Genomic DNA, 21,980 nt, shown 5'->3' on the forward strand with positions numbered 1-21,980 from the left:
GGCTGTTAGTAGCTTTACCCGGTGCCCACGGGGCATGGACCACGCATGAGCGACCCTGCGCTGCGAATCGTCACCTACAACGTCCGCTACTTCGGCCACATGCTGCGCGGCCTGGCGAGCACCATGGGGCCCAAGCGCCGCGTGGCCGCGGCCCTGGCGTCGCTCGACCCGCTGCCCGACATCGTCTGCCTGCAGGAGGTGGAGACGACGTCCCTGCGCAGCACCATCGCCCACCGGCCCAAGCAGCCCGGCGAGACCCAGTTGATGGCCTTCATGGGACGCATGGAGGAGACGTTCGCCGCCCAGGCGCGGGAGATGCCGTACGAGGCCTTCTACTTCCGCGCGCACCACTACAAGCTGGGCGAGGTGTCGCTCTACACCACCGGCCTCGCGGTGCTCGTCAACACGCGCGTCCTCCAGGTGGACACGCACAACGTGGCCTCACCCCAGGCCATCACCCACCACCACGTGCAGCGGCTGAAGGACCGCAAGCAGAGCCGCATCTGCGCGCACATGCGCCTGGTGCGCCGCGCGGACGGACGCCCCTTCCACGTCTTCAACACGCACCTGAGCCTGCCCACGCCCTTCGCGCGCGAGTTCTGGTCCACCAAGGACAAGATGGGCTGCGGCGTCAACCAGCTCCACGAGGCGCGCAAGCTGGCGGACTTCGTCAGCGCGCACTCGGCCAACGAGCCCTTCGTCATCTGCGGCGACTTCAACTCGCCGCCGTCGTCGCCCGTGTTCCGCTACCTCACCGGCGACGCGCGCCTGACGTGCGCCCAGGCCGCCGTCGGGCAAATCGACCCGAACGTGTCGCGGGGCTTCCCCACCGCCGGCTTCATGCACATGCGCATGCACCTGGACCACGTCTTCTCCAGCGCGGGCATCCGCTGGCTGGACGCCCAGGAGACCAGCCCCTTCGGCGACCTGAAGAGCCGCTTCCACGGGCTTTCGGACCACATGCCCATCATCGCGCGCTTCGCGCTGGACGCCGCGCCCGTCACGCTCGCGACGCCGGACGCCTCCCTCCCCATCGTGGGCTGAGGCCCCTTCAGCCCGCGTCCTTCAGCTCGCGCTCCACCTCTTCCCACGCCTCCAGGATTTCGCGCGTGCGGCGCTCGGCCAGCTCGCGGAACTCCGGCGCCAGGTGCGCCACCTTGTCGGGGTGGTAACCCGAGATGAGCGTCCGGAACGCCTTGCGCGCCTCGTCCAGCGCCGTGCCCCGGGCGATGCCCAGCAACGTCCAGGCGTCCTTCCTCGGCGCGCTCGCCGCCACGCGAGTCCCCCGGGGCGGAGTGGTCTCCGGGTCCTCGGCCTCGCCGCCCACGCGGCCCCAGCCCTGGGGCTCCGTCCGGTCGCGCCAGTCTCCCGGCCCCTGGGAGTCCTCCACGCGACCGCGGCCCTGGGGCTCCGTGCGGTCGCGCCAGTCCGGCTCCCGCGGTGGACGCGGTGCGCCGTGGCTCGCGGGACGACGCGGTGCGCGAGGAGCGGGCTCCGGCTTGCGCTTCCCCGGACGCCGCGTGGGGTCCGGGGGTGGGACCCGCGGGGTGAGCCGGCTGAGCGCCTCCTCGAGGAACCACAGGTCCTCGGCGGGGAGCCCCTGCTTGCGCACCACCGCGCGCGGCGCACCGTCCTCCAGGAGGAGGTAGCCGTTGGTCATGGCGTACGCGTCCTCCTTGCTGTCGGGGTAGAGCCGATCCGCCAGGTCCCCGAGCGGGTCCCTCCACATGCCCTCCGCCGTGCCCTCGTCCGCGACGAGCACCTGTGTCAACACGGAGCCGTGGAGGAATTCCAACGTGACAAAAGGCTCACGCTGCTCGGGGGAGCGCATCGCCGGGCCATGACGCACCCCGGCCACGAGCAACAGCCCTCGCGTCCCGTCCACCCGGGCGAAGAGCTGCTCGCGCACATTCTTATCGGAGAAGAAGAGGACGAACTGCACGGTGCCCAACGTAGACCGAAGCACCCCCTTCCGGGCAGGCGATACATCGCTCCGTCATCACGAGGGTGCGGGGTGAACACTGCGCGAAGACACCGTCTCGACGCTGGCTCGGGCTTGGGAAAGAGTGGTTGTCGCTTATGCGCTGCTGCCACCGCCACGCCTCCGAGCCCGCCCTCCCAGACGCCCACTCCTTCGCCCTCCCGGGCGCCACCGAGCACTACGCGCCGGAGCGTCCCGTCCGCGCGGAGCACCTCCGCATCGAGCTGGACCTCGACTTCGAGCAAGCACGCATCGTTGGCGTCTGCACCACCCGCGTCTCCGCCGCGCGCGCGCTGTCCACCCTCACCTTCGACGCCGTGGACCTGGAGGTCTCACGCGTGCTCGTCGACGAGCGTCCCGCGCGCTTCACCAACTCCGGGGCGCATGTCCGGGTGGAGCTGGCCCGGCCGCTCGAGCCCGGCCACGCGTGCGAGGTGGCCATCCACTACGCCGCCCAGCCCCGCCGGGGCCTGTACTTCTGGGGCCCCGACGCCGGGTACCCCGAGCGCCCCCGCCAGGCGTGGACGCAGAACCAGGACACCGACGCGCGCTGCTGGTTCCCCTGCCTGGACACGCCCGCGCAGAAGGCCACGTCCGAGCTCGTCGCCACCTTCCCGGAGGGGATGACGTCGCTGTCCAACGGCGTGCTCGTGGACGACCGGGTGCATGAGGGCCGGCGCACCCAACACTTCCGGATGGAGCAGCCGCACTCGCCCTACCTCGTCACGCTCGCGGTGGGTGACTTCGAGGAGCTCACCGACACGAGCGGCACCGTGCCGCTGCGCTACCTCTTCCCCCGGGGCCGGCGCGAGGACGCCCTGCGCTGCATCCGGCGCACGCCGGAGATGGTGCGCGTGTTCCAGGAGGCCACCGGCGAGCCCTTCCCGTGGAGCGGCTACGCGCAGGTGTTCCTCACGGAGTTCATCTTCGGCGGCATGGAGAACACCACCGCCACCAGCCTCACGGACGCGGTGCTCCACGACGCGCGGGCCCACGCCGACTACACCGCCGAGCCGCTCATCTCCCACGAGCTGGCGCACCAGTGGTTCGGCGACCTGCTCACCTGCCGCGACTGGCCGCATGGCTGGCTCAACGAGGGCTTCGCGACCTGGTGCGAGATGCTGTGGAAGGAGCGCGCCGACGGCGCGGACGAGGCCGACCAGCACCGCCTGGTCGACCTGGAGGCCTACCTGGGCGAGGTGAAGGAGCGCTACGCGCGCCCCATCGTCTCGCGCCGCTTCCACGCGCCGCTGGACGTCTTCGACCGGCACCTCTACGAGAAGGGCGGCCTGGTGCTCCACGAGCTGCGCCGCCGGCTGGGCGACGCGCTGTTCTTCCAAGGCCTGCGCCACTACGTCTCCCGCCACCGCCACGGCACCGTGGAGACGGTGGACCTGGCGCGCGCCTTCGAGCAGGCCACGGGGCACAACCTGGATGGCTTCTTCGACCAGTACGTCTTCGCGCCGGGACACCCGGAGCTCAAGGTGGAGGTGCGCTACGAGGCGGAGGAGGCGCGCCTGCGCCTCAAGGTGCGGCAGGTCCAACGCACGGACACCGGCACGCCCGTCTTCCGCCTGCCGCTGGACGTGGTCGTCACCGTCGACGACCAGGACACCCCGCACCGGCTGGAGGTGACCGACGCGGAGCACTCCTTCCACCTGCCCTGCGCCGCCGCGCCCACGCAGGTGCGCGTGGATCCGCGCCGGGACGTGCTGGGCACGCTGGACGTGGACAAGTCCGTGGGCCTGTGGCTGGCGGAGCTGCACGCCGCGCCGGAGGCCCGGGCGCGCACCGAGGCGGCGATGGCGCTGGGGCGGGACGGGGGCTATCGCGTGGTGGAGGCCCTGGCCCGGGCGCTCGGCGACACGCGGTTGTTCTGGGGAACACGCGCCGCGTGTGCCCGCTCCCTGGGACGCATCCGCACGTCCGAGGCGCGAGCGCGCCTGCTCACGGCGATGAGCGTCGAGCACCCCCGGGTGCGCCGCGCCGTGGTGGCCGCGCTGGGCGAGTTCCGCAGGGACCCCGACGTCGCCTCGCGGCTGCGCGCGCTCGTGCGGGGCGGCGACGCCAGCTACTTCGTGGAGGCGGAGGCCGCGCGCAGCTACGGCAAGGTGCGCGCTCCGGACGCGGTGGAGGTGCTCGAGGGCGCCGCCACGCGGGCCTCCTTCCAGGACGTGGTCGCCTCGGGCGCGATGGACGGGCTCGCCGAGTCCCAGGACCCCGCGGCCTTCCCGCTCGCGGTGGCGCGCACGGCCTATGGCCAGTCGGCGTACCTGCGCCGCGCGGCGACCCAGGCCGTGGCGAAGCTGGCGGAGGTGGCCGGGCGCAAGCGCGAGGCGGTGGACCTGCTGGGCGACCTGCTGCGCGACCCGATGTTCCGCGTGCAGATGGGCGTCTTCGAGGCCGCGCGGACGCTCGGAGACCGTCGGCTCATCCCCGTGCTGGAGGGCACGCCCTTGAGCGACGCGCGCGCACGCCGCGCCTCACGGGAGACGGTGCGGGCGCTGCGCGAGGGTGAACCGCAGTCCCGTGAGTTGTCCGCGCTGCGCGAGGAGGTGGACGCGCTGAAGGAGGCGACACGCGCGCTGCGCGAGCGGCTGGAGTTGCTCCCCCAGGGGCCGCCCGCCTCGCCGACGCCGGCGACGAAGCGCTCCACCGCGCACGCGTCTCGCGAGCCCCGGAAGAAGTCGTCGACGAAGACAGGCACCGCGCGGGATGCGCGGCCCCCCGCTCGCAAGTCACGGAGCAGGACCGGCACGTCGCGTCGGCGCAAGTAGCCCCGTCCTCCGCCGCCCCGGGCGCCGCGTCCCACGTCGGCGCCGCGCCGGGGCGCGTGCGCGCCTTCACGGCAAGGACACCGTCGCTCCGTTCTCCTCGTCCTCCGCCAACCCCGGCGCCGCGTCCCGCGTCGGCGCCGGGGCTCGTGCGTGCCTTCGCGCCGCGGACACCGTCGCTCCGTTCTCCTCGTCCTCCGCCGCCCCGGGCGCCGCGTCCCGCGTCGGCGCCGCGCCGGGGCTCGTGCGCGCCTTCACGGCAAGGACACCATCGCTCCGTTCTCCCGGAGCCCGTGAGCACGAGGCCCCGCTCCCCCGTCCGCCGCCCCTGCCGCACACGCGAGCCGTGGCGGCGAGCGGGAGCACCGGCAGGCGGAGAGGCTGACTCGTGGATACTTCCTTCAGGGAGGGTGGACACAACCCGCGCGCGGCGCCGAGACCGCCCGCGTCCAAGGGAGAGCATGGCCACAGCCCATGACGAGCTCAGCGCCTGGCTGGACGCCGCGGTCGACCCCCTGGTGGCCTGCGACGCGGACGAGCACATCCGCTTCCTCAACGTCGCGGCCGAGCGCCTGTTCGACTGGAAGCGCGAAGACCTCGTCAATCAACCCGTGTCGCGTCTCTTCCCCGAGCGGCTGCGCCACTTCGCGGGCAAGAGCCTGATGCGCTACCTGCTGTCGCGCCGTGAGACGCTCGGCGGCCGGCCCATCCGCATCCTCTGTCTACGCCGCGACGGCGTGGAGGTCCTGGTGGAGCTCACCGTGGGCACACTCGGCCAGGGGGCCGACGAGCGCGTCATGTTCAGCCTGCGGCGGCTCCACGAGGTCATCGACACCGTGCGCGAGCCCGTGGAGCGCACGCGCCAGGACGCCCAGGTCCAGCCGATGGAGACGGGGTGCTCGCGCGGCGGCGAGGACCTCTACCGCCTGGTCGTGGAGAACGCCCCCCTGGGCATCTTCCACTACGACACCACGCCCATCATCACCGCCTGCAACGCGCAGCTCTCCGTCCTCATCGGCTCGCCCAAGCGGGTGCTGGTGGGGCTCAACCTGATGTCGCTGCGCGACGAGCGCCTCATGCACTGCGTCCGGGAGACGCTGCACGGCCGCGACGCCGAATACGACGGCCGCTACCACTCCGTCACCGGCCACAAGACGACCCCCGTCCACATCCGCTTCACCCCCTGCTACGACGACGCCGGCCAGGTGGAGGGCGGTATCGGAATCGTCGAGGACGTCACCGAGCGCCGCCGGGCGGAGAAGGAGCGCGACGAGAGCCTCGCGCTCCTGGCCACCCTCTTCCACACGGCGCCCGTGGGCCTGGGCTTCCTCGACACGGACATGCGCTACGTGCGCGTCAACGACGTGCTCGCCCGCATCAACCAGCTCCCCTCCGAGCAGCACCGGGGCCACCGTCCATCGGAGCTGCTGGGCAACTCCGGGCGCCTGGTGGAGCAGCTGATCCAGCACGTGCTCGACACCGGCGAGCCCGTGGAGTCCCGGGAGATGAGCACGCGGGAGCTGGAGATACCGGGGCCCGAGGGCTTCCTCGCCGGCAGCCTGTACCCCGTGCGCGCTCCCGGTGGGCGCATGCTCGGCGTGGGCGTGCTCGTCGAGGACATCACCCAGCGCAAGCGCGCCGAGGCCGAGCGCGACCGGCTCTACCGCGAGGCCCAGGAGGCCATCCGCGTGCGCGACGACTTCCTCTCCATCGCCTCGCACGAACTGAAGACCCCCCTCACCCCGCTGAGCCTCCGGCTCGCCGCCCTGGAGCGCAAGCTCGAGCACGGCGAGCACGTGGACCCCGCCACGCTCCACCACGCGCGCCAGCACCTGCAGCGCATCACCACCCTCATCAACGACCTGCTGGACGCCTCGCGCATCGAGGCCGGAAGGCTCGCGCTGCACCCGGAGGCCACGCGGCTCGACCGGCTGGTGGAGGGCGTGGTGCAGTCCATGGACGCCCAGCGCGGCGACCACGTGCTGCGCTACGCCCCCCCGTCCCACTCCGTGCAGGTGTTCGCGGACCCCTACCGCCTGGAGCAGGTCGTCAACAACCTGGTGGACAACGCCCTCAAGTACAGCCCGGACGGCGGCACCATCGACGTGACGCTGGAGGTCCAGGGCGGCATGGCGCTGCTGTCGGTGAAGGACCCGGGCATCGGCATCCCGGAGGAGCAGCAGCGACTGCTCTTCGACCGCTACTTCCGCGCCCACAACGTGTCCTCCCGCTCGTATGGAGGGCTGGGCCTGGGGCTCTACATCAGCCGCGACATCGTCGAGCGCCACGGAGGCCGCATCTGGGTGGAGAGCGCGGTGGGGCACGGCTCCACCTTCCACGTCGCCCTGCCCGTGCTCGGCGGCGCGCCGCTGCATCCGCACGCCCACCCGCCCGCCAGTCAGCCGGACCGACACGTCCACTGAAGCTTGGGCAGTGCCCGCTCCGAAAGAAGTACAGGCCCGCGTGTCGAGCACTCGTCATCACGGGGCTCGCGGGGGCGCGAAGCGCCTGGATTCGCACGCTCCCAGCCATGGCACGGCGGCTGCTTTTCACGCGGACGGAGCCGAACCCAGACAGGAGCAAGCGCATGACGACGGAGACACCGGCCTGGACCCGCGACAATGACGGTTGGCTCGTCCGCGTGAAGGTGGGCGGGCGCATTCAGGAGGTCCGCTGCGCCACGGAGGGCCAGGCGCGCTACTTCGCCGCCGTCCTGGCCTTCAACCCACCACCTCCCTCGAGGCTGCGTCACTAGCGCCACGCTCGCGCGCTACTGGATGGCGGGGACCTCCGTCGGGGAGACGAGGTACGCGTCGAGCTGGTAGTAGTTGTCGTACGCGACGCGCCACGCGCCCTCGGCCACGCCGGGCCGGGGGATGAGTGGCCCGCCCACCTGGCCGCTGGTGCCCCACGAGAAGCCCAGGTCGGTGCCCGTGCTCACCTCCAGCAAGGTGATGTCCGTGGCGAGCTGCGAGTTGAAGCGGCGAATCTCGGTGAGGGCGCCGGACACCCAGAACTGGAGCCGGTGGGCGCGCACGTCGAAGCCGAAGGCCCAGAAGCCCCCCGAGTTGTTCGGGTCCGTCACGACGACGGTGTACGCGCTGAGCGGGTTGCTCGCGGCCGGGTAGAGGGGCGTGCCCGCGGGGATGGAGGACAGCGGCGTGGGCGCCGTGGGGATGTTCCACGGCGTGCCGGGGATGACGCCCGGGCAGTAGTTGGAGATGGGCGGCGGCACGACGATGGCCCGCTGCGAGGTGGTGCCCAGCGCCTCGAGCGCCTCGGGCGTGGCCATGTCGACGGGGTCGACGGCGCAGGCGGCGGTGGACAGGGAGACGGCGAACAGCAGCGCGGAACGGAGGTTCTTCATGGTCGTGCTTCCTTGGGTGTGCAGGTGACACGTCGAGCGTTCCCGGCCCTGGGGAGCCGGGTGCCCGGGGGCAGTGAAGGCCGTACGTCTCCCAGGAGGTCCCCCTGCCTCCCTTCGCGGCCAGAGTCGTGTGGGTGATGCGGCCGGGCTACTCGAAGACCACGACGGTCTTCACCCAGCTGTCGGGCCGCGCGGACAGCACGCGCATGCGTTCGTCGCGGAGCGCGGTGGATGCGGTCGCACCCGCGCGGAGGCGCTCCATGACCCGCGCGAAGAAGGGCCCGGCCTCGGCGTCCGGGATGTCGATGGGCGAGGCGATGACCGCTCGGGCGCCGGCCTCGGCGAACGCCACCGGCAGGCTCCAGGGCGCGTGCAGGTAGGGCGCGGCGCGCGCGGCCTGGCAGGCACCGAGCAGCACCACCGGCGCGCCCTTCAGCTTCTGGCGGCGCACCTCGCCCGCCGTGAGGGCGTAGCGTCCCCCGGCCTCGGGCGCCATGACGAGCAGCGACGCGTCCGACACGCCCAGGTTCACCAGGCCGTGCGCGTGGATCTCCACCTCGGTGGCCTCGGCCAGCTCCGCCAGGAGGCGCGACGGCGTGGCCGCCGGGCCCGTGAGCTCCACCCGGCGCGCGGACGGCCCGCCGGACAGCTCCCAGCTGCGCAGCCGGGGCAGGTTCAGCGAGGCGGGCGCGTCCACGTCGTACACCACGAGCGGGCGCGGCGCGGACACCGCGGGCGCGGACTTGCGCGGCCCCGTGTCGTAGCTCCACGCCACGTCCGGCGGGAGCAGCCCCGCCTGACCGTGGACGGGGTAGCGCGCCAGCACCTCCACGTGCTCACAGGGGCGCAGCGAGGCGGCCAGGGACGCGGGCACCAGCGTGGTGACGTCGAAGTCCGGCGAGCGGCGGCTGGCGTCATGGTGGCCGAGCAGCTCACCCGCGGGGCCGCGCGCCGCCACCACCGTGCGCTCGTCGTGGACCTCGATGCCCAGCGCGCAGCGCGAGGGCTCCGCCACGCCCGTCTCCTCGGAGAAGAGGGCCAGCGCGCCCGCCCAGTCCCCCTGGGCGCCCGCGTCGAGGATGAGCGAGGAGTAGCTGTACGCGCGGGCCTTGGCGGCCACCGGGTCCGCGGCGCCCAGCCGGGCCCCGTCGGTGATGGCCTGCCGCAGGAGCGCGCGGCCCGAGGCGCGGTCCGTCTGGATGACGGCGCGGCCCTCGATGTGCGTGGCCATGACCTTCTCGCCGGGGCGCAGCCAGCCCGCAGCGTCCAGCTTGCGCAGGCCGTCGCGCACCCGCTCCACGTCGCCCGGCTTCGGGTCCAGCCGCGCCAGGTCCGCCAGCACGAAGGCGCCGTTGAGGAAGAGGGGCACCTCGCACGTGGGGGCCTGGTCCAGCTCCGCGCGGGCCTCGCCCGGCTGGAGCGCGAAGACCCGCAGCGAGGCGAGGCTCTCGTGCACGTGGCGGCTGGCCGCGCAGCCCCGGTCCCGCAGCGCCTGCTCGCCCAGGTACGCCCGCGTCAGCGCGAAGGCGTTGCGGAAGCGCGCCAGGTCGCCCAGCACCAGCAGCAGGTCGGCCTGGAGCGTCCACTCCTGCGTCTGCCGCGCCCACTGGAGCCCGGCCAGCGCGTGCTCGCGGGCCTCCAAGAGCCGGTGCTCGTCCTTGTAGATGTGCGCCAGCAGGTGCTCGAGCTGGCCGCAGCGGTAGTCCGCCCGCGCGCCGCCGCAGGTGGAGATGGCGCGCAGCAGCCGCGCCTCCGCGCCCGCCAGGTCCCCGCGGCCGTACTCGGCCAGGGCGTGCTCGCGCTCCGCGTTGAGCGTCAGCCACGCGTCCCCCAGCGCCCCCGCGGCGCGCTCGTACGCATCCAGGTGCTTCGGCAGCCCCCCCGCGAGCGGCAGGACGCCCAGCAGCACGTCCTGGTGCTCCGTCCCGGACAGCTCCCGCACCAGCGCGTCGAGCCCGGACGCGTCGAACGAGCCCTGCAGCACCTCACGGAAGCGCGCGGCGAGCGGCGCGCGGCGCTGGAAGTCCCGACCGGCCACGGCCCGCGCGTAGCGCTCCAGGGTGTCACCGCCGTAGTGCGCGTCCAGCACGCGCGCCAGCGGGAGCAGCGCGGAGACCTGGTCGGCGGACGTCGCCGCCCACACCGCGATGTTGAACCAGTTGCGCGCCGTGCCCGGCACCGCTCGCGCCACGTCCTCGGACATGGGCGTGCCCTCCAGCGCCAGCGCCCGGCCGGCCCGCTGCGCCGTGTCCCACAGGTCGCGGCGGCCGTCGAGCTGACGGCGCAGCGCGCCCGCGCGCTCCCGGGCCTCGTCCGCCCAGCCCGGCTCCTGGAGCGCGGCCACCGCGTCGAACGCCTCCGCCGCCGAGGCCTCCAGCCCCAGCTCGCGCAGCACCAGCGCGCGGTTCCACAGCGCCTGCGGGTGGCGGGGCGCCTGGCCCAGCACGCCGTCGAGCAGCGTGAGCGCCACCTCCAGCTCGCCCTTCGTCATCGCCACCACCGCGCGGTCGCTGTCCACGTCCGGGGACGCGGGCACGCGCTGGAGGTAGTCCGCCGCCTGCTCGCGCTCGCCGCGCAACAGGTGGCCCACGCCCAGGCCCTGGAGGTCCCCCGCCTCCTCCAGCTTCGCCAGCGCCTGGAGGGACACCCGCTCTCGCGGGCGCTCGTCGCCGGAGCGCAGCACGCCATAGGGACGGTGCGCGCTGGCGCCGGCCCAGCTCAGCCGCGCCTCCAGCGAGCGCGTGGGCGCCAGCGCGAACGCGACCGTCTCCACGCCCGCCGTCCCGGGCCGCAGGGCCACCACGGCGAAGACGGCGGCCAGCGAGCCCGACAGCGCCGCGGCGGCCACCCACGTGCGGCGGCGGCTCCAGGCGGGACGAAAGGCCCGCTCGGGCGCGGCGGCGGCGGTGCGGGCCACGGGCGCGACGGGGGCCACCGGAGCGGCGGCCTCCTGGCGCGCCAGCCCCGCCCCGAGCGCCTGCAACTGGAGGATGTCGTCCAGCTCCTCCTGGCACGCGGCGCAGGTGCCCAGGTGCGCCCGGAAGGCGGCCGCCTCGTCCGCGGACAGCTCGCCGTCCGCGAAGGCGTGCACCTGGTCGTGGATGTCCACGGGCTCGGCCGTGCTCATGGCGCCTCCGCCTTCCCGGAGACACCGGGCAGCAACAGCTCCTTCAGCTTGCGGCGCGCGCGGATGAGGCGCGTGCCCACGGTGGCCTTGGGGATGCCCAGCGCCTCCGAAATCTCGAGGTACGAGCGGCCCTCCAGCGCGTGGAGGCGGTACACCGTGGCGAACTCCTCCGGGATGCGCTCCAGCGCGGCGCGCAGCTGGGCGGGGCTGATGGCGGCCCACGCGGGGGCGGCCTCCGGCTCCGGCGCGGCCAGCCGCTCCGCCAGCTCCTCCGCGGACACGTCCGCGCGGCGCTCCCGCGTCTTCTCTCGGCACCGGTCGATGAACAGGTGGTGGAGGATGGTGCACAGCCACGCCCGCCCATCCGTGCCCGGGCGATAACGCGCCAGGTTCTCCAGCCCCTTCAGCAGCGTCTCCTGCACCAGGTCCCGCGCGTCCGCCGCGTTGCCGCACAGCCGCAGCGCCGTCGCGTTCAGCGCCGCCTCATGCTCCCGCGCGAAGGCCGCGAACCAGCGGCTGTCCAGGGGCGGCGTAGGAGGGGTCGTCCTGCTGTCCACGTGGCTCGCAGGCTGGACCTTCTGGTCCTTCCCCGTCAAGCCCGCAGACCGGGCCGGTCGGGACAACAGCGCGAGTGGTTGCAGGGCGAAGGCATTCATGGCGGTCGCTTCCGAGAACGACCTGCCCCGGCCATCTTCCCGGCGGGATTTTCCAGGGGATTTCCCGGCCGCCTCCCGTCAGTGGGATTCTCGGGGGTTGAGACGGACGATTTCGCCGTTGAGGACGTTGGCGAAGCCCACCCAGGCCAGGTAGGGCGCCACCATCCACGCGGCGGGGCGGTCCACCTCGCGGGTGGCGGCGACATAGGCCCCGATGCTGCCCAGCAGGGCCAGGTTGTCCGCCAGGGCCCGACGTGGTGAGTGGCGTCCGAAGAAGAGGAAGGACCAGGCGGCGTTCAACCCCAGTTGGACGCCCCACCACCCGAGCGCGCGGGAGCGGGCGGCCCCCGCGGGCGCGGTCCACACGCGCCAGCCGGAGACGGCGATGAGGGCATAGAGCGCCGTCCACACGGGGCCGAACGCGCGGGGCGGCGGCTGGAAGGACGGCTTGCGCAGGTGGCGGTACCAGCGCGTGTCCGCGGAGCTCTGCCGCGCGCCGGCCCAGGCCGCGCCGGCGGTGAGCGCGCCGAAGGCGGTCAACGCGACGACGGACTCGGTGCGCAGCGTGGGGTTGAGCGTGGTGCGCTTCACGGGCCCCGGCACCGTCCGCGTCGAGGGTTCCCAGCAGGTCTCCATGGTCGTCCTCCCACAGTGTTCGGTGGAAGGTGGTGACGGGCCGGGACGATGGCCACCCCCGTTGACTGTCGACCGGACGGCGCTCTATCGAGGGTGCGGGGAGGAACACATGGCGAGTGCGGAGGAAGTCCTCGACTTCTGGTTCGGTCACCCTGCGGACCCGGTCCGCAATCCTTCATGCATCCGCCCACGCGCCGTCTGGTTCCAGCGCGACGGCGCCTTCGACGAGGAGTGCCAGCGGCGCTTCCTCCTCCCCCACGAGCGCGCCGCCGCGGGTGAGCTGGGCGCGTGGAAGGACGAGCCGCGGAGCTGCCTCGCGCTGCTGCTCCTGCTCGACCAGTTCCCCCGCAACCTCTTCCGGGGCACGCCGCGCGCGTTCTCCACCGACGCGAGGGCCCGCGGGGTGGCCCGGCACGCGCTGGCGCGGGGGCTGGACGTGCCCCTGCCCTCGGTGTGGCGCTGGTTCATGTACCTGCCCTTCGAGCACAGCGAGGAGGTCCACGACCAACGGCTGGCGGTCTCCCTCTTCGAGGTCCTCACGCTCAACCACCCCGCCAGCCGCGAGCCGCTCGACTACGCCCGGCGGCACCGGGCCGTCATCGAGCGCTTCGGCCGCTTCCCCCACCGCAACGACACGCTGGGACGCGCGACGACACCGGAGGAAGCGCGCTTCCTCCAGGAGCCGGGCTCGTCGTTCTGACCGACCAAGCCCGGGCAACGAGCGCGCAACACCCACATCGGGCAGGGCCCCGGTGGAAGCGCTCGCGAATATCTCCCAGGCCGCCCCGTCAGCAGGCGAGCGCGTCGCGACGGAAGGGCCGGCTCCCCGTTTGTCGACGAGCACCACCGGATTCCGGCGTTTCCGGGAGCTGGGGAGCACGGGTGACGTGTGGGTTGGCCACTGGGCTAGTGTCGCGAGCCACGCACATCGCAAGAGGTGGGGGCCTTGGCAGGCGAGACGTGGAAGACCATCCGGCTGCGCTGGCGAGACCACTGGCGGCTGATGCTGGGCGTGGCGGTGCTGTCCGCGACGCTGGCGGCGCTCGCGTGGCGGGCCGGGTGGTTGGATGACCTGGAGCGAAGCGCCTATGACCAGGCGCTCACCACGTTCACCGGCGGGCGCGGGAGGTCCTCGCGCGTGTCGGTGGTGGTCATCGACCAGTCCTCGCTGGACGGCATCCGCGCCAACGAGCGCTACACGCTCAACTTCGGTAGCTGGCCCTACAGCCGCAACCTGTGGGCCCGCGTGGTGGAGCAGCTCGAGGCCGAGGGCGCGCGCGCCGTCGTCTTCGACGCGGTGATGGACGAACGCTCCTCGGACGAGTCCACGGACCTGGCGTTCGCCCAGGTGCTGCGCGACACGCGCATGCCCTTCTTCCTGGGCGTCTCCACCAACGCCAACGCGCGTCCCCTGCCGCGGGTGGACTTCGAGCGCGAGCCGGCGCCCCCGCTCGCGTCGCCTCCGACGCCGAAGCCCGTGGCGAGCGCGGACGACGCGCTCCCCCGCGAGGCCCTGCCGGGCGCGGATGGCGCGCGCCCCGAGCCTCACGCCGTTCCCGGGGACGCGGACACGTTCCCGGAGGAGCCGGCGGGAGAGTTCCCCGACGCGGCCGGGGACGTCGCGGTGGCGAGCGTGCCGCCCGAGCGGATGGCGCGCGCCCTCGCCTGGCCGGTGCGCGCGGGGGGACGCGCGCTGCCCACGCTGGAGAGCCAGGACACGGAGGAGGCCCGTGGCGACGGCGCGCCGCCCCACCCCGTCATGCGCCACCCCGTGCCGCCCATCCCGGTGCTGGTGGACGCGGTGGATGGCTTCGGGCTGGTGGACACGGAGACGGACCCGGACGGCTTCATGCGCCGCACGCGCTTCGCGTACACGGACGGCATCAACACGTACCCCACCCTGCCGCTGCGCGTGGTCGCGGGCCTGTCCGGCGCGACCGAGGTGACGCTGGGCCCGAGGACGCTGAAGGTGGGCTCGCGGACGTACGCGGTGGACGCGGACGGCGGCGCGGCCATCGACTACGGCGGCGGTGAGCTGCACGAGCGCTTCCACACCGTCTCGCTGCTGGAGGTGCTCGACGGCTGGGTGCTCCGCAGCCAGGGCCAGCCCTCCGGGCTCTCCGCGGAGGCGTTCGCGGGCAAGGTGGTGGTCATCGGCGGCACGGCGCTGGGGCTGAGCGACATCAAGGCCACGTCCTTCAAGGCGGAGGTCCCCGGGGTGATGAAGCAGGCGGCGGTGCTCGACACGCTGCTGGGCACCGGGCGCTTCATCACCCGGGCGCCGCTGGCGGTGGACCTGGGCGTCACGCTGCTGGTGGCGCTGGTGTCGGTGGCGCTGCTGATGACGACGCGGTGGACGCCGCTCGAGATTCTCTGGCCGCTGGTGTCGATGCTGGGCATGTACGCGGTGACGGGGCGCTTCCTGGGTTCGGGCATCCACGTGCTGACCGCGCTGCCCGCCATGGCGGGGGTGCTGGCCAGCGTGACGGCGGTGGCCTTCAACCACCTGGTGGCCAACAAGGAGACGGAGTTCATCCGCGCCGCCTTCAGCCGCTTCATGGAGCCCAAGCTGGTGCAGCAGATGATTTCGCAGCGCCAGTTGCCCCGGCTCGACGGCGAGAACGTGGAGATCAGCGCCTTCTTCAGCGACATCCGCGGCTTCTCCACGTTCAGCGAGCGGTTCAAGGAGGACCCCCGCAAGCTGGTCCGCATCCTCAACACGTACCTGACGCGGGTCAGCGGCGCGTTGCTGAAGGAGGGCGGGTGCCTGGACAAGTACATCGGCGACGCGGTGGTGTGCCTGTTCGGCGCGCCCATGCGCCAGGACGACCACGCGGTGCGCGCGTGCCGGGGGGCGCTGGCGGCGAAGGCGGAGGTGGACCGGCTGCGCGAGGAGTTCCGCGCCCAGGGGCTGCCGGACGTCTACACGCGCATCGGCGTCAACTCCGCGGTGAACTTCGTGGGCAACTTCGGCAGCGAGCAGCTCTTCAGCTACACCGCCATCGGCGACGGGATGAACCTGGCCGCGCGGCTGGAGGGCGCGAACAAGGCGTACGGCTCCGTCATCATGATTGGCCCGCGCACGTACGAGCTGGCGAAGGACGCCATCGAGGTGCGGGAGCTGGACCGGGTGCGGGTGGCGGGCAAGACGGAGGCCGTCACCGTCTACGAGCTGCTGTCCCTCAAGGGCGGGCTGGACGCCAGGAAGCGCGCGACGGTGGAGCGCTACCACGCGGCGCTCGCGCTCTACCGCGAGGCCCGCTTCGCCGAGGCCGCGACGGTGCTCGAGGCCCGCCTCGCCGAGGACCCGGACGACGGCCCCACGCACGCGCTCATGGAGCGCTGCCACAAGTACACCCAGGCGCCGCCGTCGGACTTCGACGGCGTGGCGAACCTGGACAAGTGAAGTGAAAGGAGTCGGAGCACCATGGCCATGAGAACGAAAGCAACCTGGGTCGCGGCAATGCTGGCGCTGGCGGTCCCGAGCGCCGCGTCCGTCGTGAAGGTGGATGGCGAGTTGTACGTGAAGGCCAAGAACACGCGGGTGATGGAGAGCTCCCTGCCCACCGCGAACGTGGTGACCGTGCTCCAGCCCGGGGAGGTCGTCACCTGGAAGGGCGCGGACCCCAAGGACAAGCGCTGGCACCAGGTGAACACGAAGTCCGGCAAGAGGGGCTTCGTCTTCCAGTCCAACCTGTCCACCACCGCGCCCAACATGGAGCTCGTCGTCGACGACAAGAGCAAGGCGTCGCGCAAGGTGAACCCCGCGGGCTTCGTGGCGAGCGGCGCGGCGGTGAAGGCCCTCAGCCCCGGCGCCGTCGAGTACGGCAACAAGAAGGGCGGCAACCACCAGCGGGCGGTGGGCCAGCTCCAGGGCCTGGAGCGCGTCGCCAAGGACGTGACTCCGGCGACCATCGCCGAGCACGTGAAGGAGGCCGGCCTCTTCCCGGTCGTGGGCGCGAGCGCCACGGCGAAGTCGTCCACCAAGTCCCCGGCGCCCGCCTCGAAGTCGAAGGGAGGCACCTGATGCGCGCTGGCTGGAAGACGGCCGCCATCGCCGGCCTGGGCCTGTGGGCCTCCGGCTGCAAGGGCCTCGACATGTCGAAGGTGGCGGGTGGCGTGGACACGGTGATGGGCACCACGGCCGCGACGAAGCAGCAGCGCGAAGCGTGCAAGAAGTTCAACGTGGAGCCCACGGTGACGGAGGAGTACGCCATCGGCAGCGCCATGGCCATCCACTGGGTGCAGGGCGGTGGCGGCCTCATGCCCGCGGCGGACACGGCGCAGGCCGCCGCCACGGTGCACGGCATCCACCAGTACCTCAACGTCGTCGGCAAGAACCTCGCCGCGCAGTCCGCGCGGCCGACGCTGGAGTGGACCTTCGGCATCATCAACGACCGCGAGCACTTCAACGCCGTCTCGTCTCCGGGCGGCTACGTGTTCGTCACCCGCCGCATGCTGGCGGACCTGGACAACGAGGCCCAGCTCGCGGGCGTGCTCGCGCACGAGATTGCCCACGTCGTGCTCAAGCACTCCATCCAGCAGTACAACGCCGCCAAGGTGGACCTCTGCCAGGCGACCGTCACCGCGGAGGGGTTCATCCCCGGCTCGGGGCAATTCATCGTCACCGGAGGCAGCAGCGGCAACCTGGACCTGGACGGCGACCCCGCCCTGCTCGGCAACTTGGCGGAGAAGGCGCTCGGCATCTTCGAGAAGGGCAACGACCACGCCCAGGAGTTCGCCGCGGACCAGATGGCCGTGAAGCTGATGATGTCCGCGGGCTACGACCCGGCCGAGTACCGCGCGCTGCTGGCGAAGACCCAGGACAGCAGCAGCATCGGCTCGCGGCACCCGAAGAAGGCCGAGCGCGTGAAGCGCATCACCGCGTTCCTCGGCACCGTGAAGGACGCGTCCGGGGAGTTCTCCGAGCTGAGCCTGGAGGGGCTGAGCAGCCCGCCGCTCGCGCCAGCGCTGGTGGCCGCCGTGCGCGGCCCCGGCTCCGGCGTCGCGAAGGACGGCAGGTGACGGGCCCGGGAGCGGCGTCCCTCGTGACGGGACGCCGCGGGCCGCGAGGCGTCAGCGCGCCGCGGCCTGGCTCAGCGCGCGGTGCACCGCCTCCAGCGCCTTGCGGGCCTCGAGCAGCTCCGCGCGCTCGGCGGTGAGCGACGCCACCTGCTGGGCCAGCACGTCACGCTCGCCCTGCAGCGCCTCCACGGCGCGGCGCAGCGACGAGGCGTCGTCCTTGGCGGACTCCAGCTCGCCGGCGAGCCGCTCCTCCTCGGCGAGGCTGTCGGACAGGGCCTGCTTGCCCTCGGCCACGGCGGCCTCCAGCACCTCGTGCTCCTTCGCGGAGGCCTGGAGCGCCTGCCGGTTCTCCTGGAGCGACAGGAGCGCCTCGTCGCGCTCGCCCTCCAGCGCGGCCAGCTCCCGCTCCAGGTCGGCGAGCAGCTTCACCCGGCCCTCCATCTCCGTGGACAGCCGGCGCGCCTCGTCCATGCGCAGCCGCGCCTCCTCGGTGGCCTTCTCCGCCTGGCGGCGCGCGACCTCGAGGTCCTGCGTGAGGGCGAGGTTCAGCGCCTTCACCTTCACCAGCTCCGCCTGGAGGTGGGTGATGCGCTCCACCGCGCGCTGGCCCGCCTCGGCCACGGTCGCCGGCAGCGGCTCCGGGCGCGGGTTCTCCCGCACGGCCTTGAGCCGCGCCTTGAGCCGCTCGCGGCGGGCGTCGGAGTCCATGGACTCCTCGCGCGGGGACACCGGCGTCTGGACCTCCACCTCCGTCTGCGGCGCCTCGACGCGAGCCACCGGCTCGGCGAGGGTGGCGGTGACGTGCGGCAGCGACGAGCCCTGCGACATGACAGGCGCCTCCGGCGGGTGCCCGCCGTCCAGGTGGAACGCCACGGCGGGGGGGGCGGCGAAGGTGACGGGGACGCCCGGAGAGGGCTCCTCGAACGCGGCGGCCTCCGGCTCCGGCGACGCGTAGGTGACGGGCGCGGCCTCCGCGACGGACGGTTGCGAGGTGAACACCGGCTCGTGGGCTCCCAGCGCGGCCTCCATCGCCTCGGCGGCGGTGGGGCGGGCAACGCGAGAGCGCTCGATGCGGGCGCGCACCTCCGCGGACAGGTCCGGCTCGGCGGGCTCGGCGGGCGCCGTGGCCTCCGGCTCGACGGGCGCGGCCGGGTCGACGAGGCCGGTGAGCGCCCCCAGGCGGAGGCGCGGCTTGGCGCGGGAGACGTTCTGTTCGAAGGCTTTCTTCATGGTGATTCTCAGCCGGCCTGCTGGGTGCCCTTCTTGCCCTGGGTCGCGGCGGAGGCCACCAGTCGGGGCAGGACGTTGTCAATCATGGCCTGGATGTCGGTGGCGCCCTTGGACGTGGGGTCCGCGACGAACACGGGGCGGCCCTCGCTCGAGGCCTGGGCGAACTTCGTACACTGCCGGATGATGGTCGGCAGCAGGAACTCCGGGTAGTGCGTCTGGAGCGCCTCCAGCGCCTCCTTCGCCAGCTTGAAGGTGGCGTTGAAGGAGTTGACCACGATGAAGACGTGGTCGAGCACGTGGTTCAGGTCCTCCTCCAGGCTCTGCACCGTCTCGAAGAGCAGCTTGAGGCCGTGGAAGGAGAGGAAGTCCGCGAGCACGGGGACGAACAGGTCGTTCGCCGCCATCAGCGCGTTGAGGTTGAGCAGGCCGAAGGACGGCGGCGCGTCGAAGACGACGACGTCGTACTGGGCCTCCACGTCCTTGAGGGCGTTGCGCAGCTTGAACTCGCGGCCGGCCATGGGCATCAGCGCGAGGTCCACCGTGGACATGCTCAGGTTGGACGGGACGAAGTCCAGGTTGGGCAGGGTGGACTTCTGGATGACCTGGGACAGGGGCGTCTTGCGCACCAGCACGTCGAGCAGCGTCTTCTCGAACTCCTCGCCCTCGTAGCCCAGGCACTTGGTGGAGTGGCCCTGGCTGTCCAGGTCGATGAGGAGGACCGCGTAGCCCAGCTCCGCCAGGCGCCAGGCGTAGGAGGTGGACAGGGACGTCTTGCCGGTGCCGCCCTTGAAGTTCAGGAAGAGCTGGCGCCGGTGGCCCACCTTGTCCGGGAACTTGTCGAGGGTGGCGCGCAGCTCCCAGACGTCGTCCGGGGTGTAGAGGTCCTTCCTCGCGCCCTCCGGAATCGCCTTCGGGGACACGCCGAGCATCTCGGCCACCTGCTTCGAGCTGTACGTCGGCGCTTCCATGGACGACCCTTCGAAAGACGTGCGGGACGGATACCTTGCCTCAAGCGGCGAAGTATTTGTGCCCCCTTCGGACCACAGCCCCCCGGGCGGACAACAGGGTGAGTGCTTCCTGGGCGAGCTCCGCGGGGGCCGACAGGGCGGCGGTCAGCTCGGCGAGCGAGCGACCTCGGACGGCCGTGCGGACCTCCGCGAGCATCTGCCCACACAGGGCCTCGACCGGCGAGCGCGCCGGGACGGGACGCGCGGGCTCCGCGGGACGGACGGCGGGCGCCTGCGGCTGCGGCGGAGGCGCGCCCATGGCCACCAGCGCCGCCTGCACCGGGGAGAGCCGGGACTGCTGGGCGGCGGGCGGCGGCCTCGGCTGCGCCTGCGCGGGGGGAACGGGGACACCCGGACGCGCCCCGGGGGACTGGGGCACCGTCGCGACCGGCCGGGCCGGGGGCGCGCCCGAGGCGCCCATCAGGCTGCTGAGTGACGAGCCGCGGGGAGCGCCCTGCGGGACGACGGCTCCCGGCTGCGAGCCCGCCGCGCTCCGGGCCACCGCGCCCACCACGGCGTACGCGGAGGCGTCCTGCCCCGCGCGCGCGACACCGCCCGCCTGCGCCCCGGTCGACGTCGAAGCGCCGGTTCCACCGTGCGCGGCGACCATCGTCCTGGCGACCGCGTGCACGGGAGCCGCCATGTCCGAGCCCGCGTGCGCCGCCGTCATCGCGGAGCCTGCGTGTCCCGGGGCCGCGCCACGCACGGCCCCCCCGGTCACGGGGGCCACCACCGCGACGGGAACCTGCACCGGAGCCGGCGCCGCCACCGCGCGGGGCGCGTCCAGCCGCGCGCGCACCGGCCGGACCGGCAGCGTCGCCAGCCGGCGGATCTCCCGGCGGCGGTGGGTCTCGTCCAGGTCCACCACGGCGGAGACGTCCTGCCCCAGGATGCGGGACAGGCTCTGGGACGCGGCCTTGCGCACGCGCGGCTCCCGGTCCCCGAGCGCCCCCAGCAGCAGGGTGCGCGCGTTCTCGCCGCTGCCCGCGCCGAGCGCCAGCGCCGCCAGCGAGCGGACCTCCGGGTCGGTGTCGTGGATGGCCTCCTCGCCGAGCCGCCGCGCCGTCTCGCCCTCCAGGCCCAGGGCCAGCAGCGACGCGCGCCGGCGCACCGAGCGATCCGGATCCTTCATCGCCTGCGCCAGGTGCGGCGCCGCGTCCCGGGGCGCCAGCGTCAACAGCGCCTTGAGCGCGGCGATGCGGACCTCCGGCACGGGCGAGGCCAGCAGCGGGGACACCACCTGCGCGCCCTCCTCCCGGCACAGCGCCGCGAACGCCTGGAGCAGCGCCACCTGCGCGGTGGCGTCCGTCTCCGCGTGCAGCGCCGTGGCCAGCGCGGGCGCGGCGGAGGGCTGGGCCAGCGCCTTGAGCCGCTCGGCGGCGCGCACGCGGGCCGCGGCGTCCGGCGCGGACAGCTCCCGCACCGAGAAGCCGAACAGCGTCTCGTCCGAGGGCGTGCCGATGCCCCCGTGCGACGACGACAGCTCCGCCAACTGCGCCGCGCTCACGCCCAGCCGTCCCTCCTGCCGGAAGCGCTGCGCCTCGCGGGCCACGGGCGACAGGCCCTCCAGGAGCGGCTCCAGGAGCGCCGTGGGCATGGGAGCTGGCGCCTCGGGCGCGGACACCTTCGCGAACTCACCCGTCAGGGCGACGGCGGGGCCCCGCGTGGGGACCAGCACCGCCGACGCCGCGCGCGGAGCGTCCCCGCGCAGCAACGCCTCGCTGCGCAGCTGGGAGATGAACGAGGCCAGGTCGAAGCCCAGGTCGTCGTCCTCCGCGTCGCGCTCCTGCGTCGAGGCGCGCAGCCGGCTGGCGTCCAGCAGCTTCTCCATGAGCTGGTTGCGCTCGCCGCGCAGCGCCTGCGTCAGCCGCACGGACTCCTCGCGCTCCGCCTGCGCCCGTCCGACGCGCACCTCCAGCTCCGCCACCTCGCGGCGCAGCTCCAGCTCGCGCTGGTGTGCCTCCGCCAACTCCCGCTTGAGGTGCTCCATCTCCTCGCGCGTCGAGTTGAGCTCGCTGAGCAGTTGCTCGGCGCGCGCCTCGAAGTAGACAATTTTTTCGAGCGCGCTCTTGAGCAGCGCGTCCGGACGCTCGTCGCTCACGACCTCAACGGCCCTCCCCGCGAGGCAGCGCGGTGCCCCCCGGACCCACCGGGGGGCGCCCACCCTACGTCAGACA

General features: G+C 73.2%; 17 protein-coding genes. 8 read left to right on the plus strand and 9 right to left on the minus strand.

From position 1 onward, the window contains the following. Positions 1 to 45: 45 nt before the first annotated feature. Complete coding sequence (locus LZ198_RS19100) at positions 46 to 1,044, plus strand: endonuclease/exonuclease/phosphatase family protein (RefSeq protein ID WP_253973438.1); 999 nt, start codon at positions 46 to 48, stop codon at positions 1,042 to 1,044. Between the two features lie 7 nt (positions 1,045 to 1,051). Here the strand turns inward: LZ198_RS19100 and LZ198_RS19105 are convergent, their stop codons facing one another. Further along, positions 1,052 to 1,942, minus strand: coding sequence for a J domain-containing protein (locus LZ198_RS19105; protein ID WP_253973439.1), 891 nt, complete (start codon positions 1,940 to 1,942; stop codon positions 1,052 to 1,054). Between the two features lie 137 nt (positions 1,943 to 2,079). Between LZ198_RS19105 and LZ198_RS19110 the strand changes: the two genes are divergently transcribed. Next, on the plus strand, positions 2,080 to 4,758 hold the full coding sequence (locus LZ198_RS19110; protein WP_253973509.1) for a M1 family aminopeptidase: 2,679 nt from the start codon (positions 2,080 to 2,082) through the stop codon (positions 4,756 to 4,758). Between the two features lie 66 nt (positions 4,759 to 4,824). Here the strand turns inward: LZ198_RS19110 and LZ198_RS19115 are convergent, their stop codons facing one another. Beyond that, positions 4,825 to 5,013, minus strand: a complete 189-nt coding sequence (locus LZ198_RS19115; RefSeq protein ID WP_253973440.1) for a hypothetical protein — start codon at positions 5,011 to 5,013, stop codon at positions 4,825 to 4,827. 203 nt (positions 5,014 to 5,216) lie between these two features. On the opposite strand from LZ198_RS19115, the gene LZ198_RS19120 reads away from it, so the two are divergent. Both LZ198_RS19120 and LZ198_RS19125 read left to right on the plus strand, forming a co-directional pair. Next, positions 5,217 to 7,178, plus strand: coding sequence for a PAS domain-containing sensor histidine kinase (locus LZ198_RS19120; protein ID WP_253973441.1), 1,962 nt, complete (start codon positions 5,217 to 5,219; stop codon positions 7,176 to 7,178). 164 nt (positions 7,179 to 7,342) lie between these two features. Beyond that, complete coding sequence (locus LZ198_RS19125) at positions 7,343 to 7,510, plus strand: hypothetical protein (protein ID WP_253973442.1); 168 nt, start codon at positions 7,343 to 7,345, stop codon at positions 7,508 to 7,510. A 15-nt stretch (positions 7,511 to 7,525) separates the two neighbouring features. On the opposite strand, the gene LZ198_RS19130 is transcribed toward LZ198_RS19125, so the two are convergent. The 4 genes from LZ198_RS19130 to LZ198_RS19145 all read right to left on the minus strand — a co-directional run bounded on the left by LZ198_RS19130 (position 7,526) and on the right by LZ198_RS19145 (position 12,541). Further along, a complete protein-coding gene (locus LZ198_RS19130; RefSeq protein ID WP_253973443.1) occupies positions 7,526 to 8,122 on the minus strand; it encodes a hypothetical protein in 597 nt (198 codons plus the stop codon). A gap of 148 nt (positions 8,123 to 8,270) precedes the next feature. Continuing rightward, positions 8,271 to 11,249 (minus strand): CHAT domain-containing protein, encoded by a 2,979-nt coding sequence (locus LZ198_RS19135; RefSeq protein ID WP_253973444.1) that lies wholly within the window; start codon positions 11,247 to 11,249, stop codon positions 8,271 to 8,273. Next, complete coding sequence (locus tag LZ198_RS19140; RefSeq protein ID WP_253973445.1) at positions 11,246 to 11,905, minus strand: RNA polymerase sigma factor; 660 nt, start codon at positions 11,903 to 11,905, stop codon at positions 11,246 to 11,248. The genes LZ198_RS19135 and LZ198_RS19140 overlap by 4 nt, the downstream gene beginning before the upstream one ends. Positions 11,906 to 11,983: 78 nt before the next feature. Continuing rightward, positions 11,984 to 12,541 (minus strand): TspO/MBR family protein, encoded by a 558-nt coding sequence (locus tag LZ198_RS19145; protein WP_253973446.1) that lies wholly within the window; start codon positions 12,539 to 12,541, stop codon positions 11,984 to 11,986. Positions 12,542 to 12,650: 109 nt separating this feature from the next. Here LZ198_RS19145 and LZ198_RS19150 point away from each other — a divergent pair, with 109 nt between their 5' ends. The 4 genes from LZ198_RS19150 to LZ198_RS19165 all read left to right on the plus strand — a co-directional run bounded on the left by LZ198_RS19150 (position 12,651) and on the right by LZ198_RS19165 (position 17,566). Beyond that, positions 12,651 to 13,241, plus strand: a complete 591-nt coding sequence (locus LZ198_RS19150) for a DUF924 family protein (RefSeq protein ID WP_253973447.1) — start codon at positions 12,651 to 12,653, stop codon at positions 13,239 to 13,241. Between the two features lie 246 nt (positions 13,242 to 13,487). Further along, positions 13,488 to 15,947 (plus strand): CHASE2 domain-containing protein, encoded by a 2,460-nt coding sequence (locus tag LZ198_RS19155; protein ID WP_253973448.1) that lies wholly within the window; start codon positions 13,488 to 13,490, stop codon positions 15,945 to 15,947. 27 nt (positions 15,948 to 15,974) lie between these two features. Further along, positions 15,975 to 16,568 carry an SH3 domain-containing protein gene (locus LZ198_RS19160; RefSeq protein ID WP_323382807.1) on the plus strand — a complete coding sequence of 198 codons (594 nt, stop codon included), beginning with the start codon at positions 15,975 to 15,977 and terminating at the stop codon, positions 16,566 to 16,568. Then, positions 16,568 to 17,566, plus strand: a complete 999-nt coding sequence (locus LZ198_RS19165) for a M48 family metallopeptidase (RefSeq protein WP_253973450.1) — start codon at positions 16,568 to 16,570, stop codon at positions 17,564 to 17,566. The genes LZ198_RS19160 and LZ198_RS19165 overlap by 1 nt, the downstream gene beginning before the upstream one ends. 51 nt (positions 17,567 to 17,617) lie before the next feature. Here the strand turns inward: LZ198_RS19165 and LZ198_RS19170 are convergent, their stop codons facing one another. Genes LZ198_RS19170 through LZ198_RS19180 form a run of 3 tightly spaced genes read right to left on the minus strand, consistent with a single transcriptional unit; the run spans position 17,618 to position 21,904 of the window. Continuing rightward, the gene (locus LZ198_RS19170) at positions 17,618 to 18,796 is read right to left on the minus strand and encodes an extensin-like protein (protein WP_253973451.1); all 1,179 of its coding nucleotides are present in this window, start codon (positions 18,794 to 18,796) and stop codon (positions 17,618 to 17,620) included. Positions 18,797 to 18,804: 8 nt separating this feature from the next. Then, entirely contained in the window at positions 18,805 to 19,764 is a 960-nt protein-coding gene (locus LZ198_RS19175; protein ID WP_253973452.1) for a ParA family protein, read from the minus strand. A gap of 40 nt (positions 19,765 to 19,804) precedes the next feature. Beyond that, on the minus strand, positions 19,805 to 21,904 hold the full coding sequence (locus LZ198_RS19180) for a HEAT repeat domain-containing protein (RefSeq protein WP_253973453.1): 2,100 nt from the start codon (positions 21,902 to 21,904) through the stop codon (positions 19,805 to 19,807). Positions 21,905 to 21,980: the final 76 nt, after the last annotated feature.

Source organism: Myxococcus dinghuensis, from assembly GCF_024198235.1.
In the GTDB taxonomy this organism is placed as follows: Bacteria; Myxococcota; Myxococcia; order Myxococcales; family Myxococcaceae; genus Myxococcus; species Myxococcus dinghuensis.